Below are 1,869 nucleotides of genomic sequence, written 5' to 3' on the forward strand. Positions count from 1 at the left end.
TGTGATATGTACGGGTTGGATATTAACTTTTTAAACGATCGACCGGAATATAAGCCGGATGCGGCGTCGCGAACAAAAACTCGATCAGTCGCGGCGTCGTCAGGCGATCGTCGCCCGCTGTTTTTGGGGTTGGCGGCGCTAATTGCGCTGGTGTTACTGCCGGCAGGGTTTTGGCTGTATCTGCAAAACCGCAATGCGGATCTAGCGCAGCAGCAGGCAGACCTCGATCGTCAACTGGGCGCGCTGGCAGCGCAGAAAAACGAACTCGCCAACATCAACAACCAAACGAAACAAGCTAGGGAGGAGACGACAGCGCTGGCAACGGTGTTTAACCAAATTAAGCCGTGGTCTGCCATCCTTCAAGATCTGCGCGATCTGACGCCAAATAATGTTCAAATCACGAGTATTAAGCAAGAAACACCCAGGGCAGGACAAGCTCCCCGACCCAGTCCTAGTCCTCGGGCAAACGCCTCGCCCCAACCAGCTGCTGCTCCGAGTCCAACCTCTACTCAGGTCATTCGGATTGCTGGGCTTGCCAACTCGGTGAACGACGTGGGTGATTTTCTGATACTTGTTCAGAGATCGAATCTGTTCAACGCCACTGAAACCAAACTCGTTAAGTCACAGCTTCAGCAAAATCAGCCTCGCTTCCAACTGGCGCGGCTGGGTCAGAATGCTCAGGCGTCCACAACGATTAACGAAAAGGATCTTCCGGCACTGCCGCAGAAGGTGGAGTTTGAGGTTCAGACGGCATTGAACGAGGTACCTGCCTCGGAACTGCTGAGAGAACTCAATCGTAAGGGTGCGGCTGGACTCGTCACCCGAATTGAAGCGCTGCAACGTAAGGGGGTCGTTCAAAAATGACGGTCAGTGATGATTTTATTCCAGGTGATTCTTACGATGCGGGTCCCAATTACCCTGTTGTCTTTGGGATTGCGCTGACGCCGATCGTCAGCGGGGTGCTGCTAGCGCTAGCAGGCTTGGGCATTGCTGCCTACTTGTTCACCAGCTTGGTGCAGCCTGAATGGCAAAGGAACCAAGAGCTAGATGCGCAGGTGCGCGATAAGAATAACCAACTTGCTCAGCAAGCCGCAATCAAGCAGCAGATTGAAAAGGCGCGGACTGACTTGAATGCAGCTACTCGTCAGCGCGACGAGGTACTTGCCTTGTTTGCCAACGAAGCTAGCCTCGACACACTGCCGATCGACCTGAGCCGACAAGTGGGCACACCCTCGCCGCGTGAATTTCAGCGACAAGAGAATGCCCGCTTCGCTGCCTGTCCAGCCAATGTGAGGGCGAATCGAGCCGACTTCAAGCAGCAGTTCGGTGACCTTGTGATCAAACCGCAGATTCGGCAGCTAACCCCAATTGCTGGCGCTACGGGTGTTATCAACGATAGCTCCTATGGAGCCTTGGTCAACGGCAAGCTAAAGCGGGAAGCTGCGACCTTCTCGTTTGAGGGCGACTTTAATCAAACGCAAGCGATTCTGCGCCGAATCGAGCGTCTACAGCCGCTGCTAGTGCTGAAGAATGCGGACATCAACGTGGGAGGTCAGGGTAGTCGTCCGGCGACTCCGTACTACCAGCTGCGTGGTAATACATTTCAGCTTGTGCCCAATTGTCAGCCGGAAACCAAGATTACGAGTACGTTTCAGCTAGAGGCGCTAGCGCCTCTGACGCCTGAAGAATCAAAGGCAAATCAGCCTGCAACACTGCCGCCACCAAAGCAGTAGCGTGGGCGGGTCGTCTGCGACAATAACCGTCTTGCGGCTCTATATTCAACCGTGTTTTGTTTGAGTGAGGAATGAATTGTGAAACAGTTTCAAGGATTCAACAGAATCATGTTGGGTGGAGCCGCTGTGCTAATAG

At 53.7% G+C, this 1,869-nt stretch carries 2 protein-coding genes; both read left to right on the forward strand.

Annotation, left to right across the window (positions count from 1 at the left end):
* Nucleotides 1-864 (forward strand): PilN domain-containing protein (locus H6F43_RS00205; RefSeq protein ID WP_206754522.1); only part of this gene is annotated, 864 nt, incomplete at its 5' end.
* A complete protein-coding gene (locus H6F43_RS00210) occupies nucleotides 861-1,733 on the forward strand; it encodes a hypothetical protein (protein ID WP_190340033.1) in 873 nt (290 codons plus the stop codon). The genes H6F43_RS00205 and H6F43_RS00210, both read left to right, overlap by 4 nt.
* Nucleotides 1,734-1,869 lie beyond the last annotated feature (136 nt).

Origin of the sequence: Leptolyngbya sp. FACHB-36 (assembly GCF_014695955.1) — a bacterium.
Classification (GTDB): Bacteria; Cyanobacteriota; Cyanobacteriia; order Leptolyngbyales; family Leptolyngbyaceae; genus FACHB-36.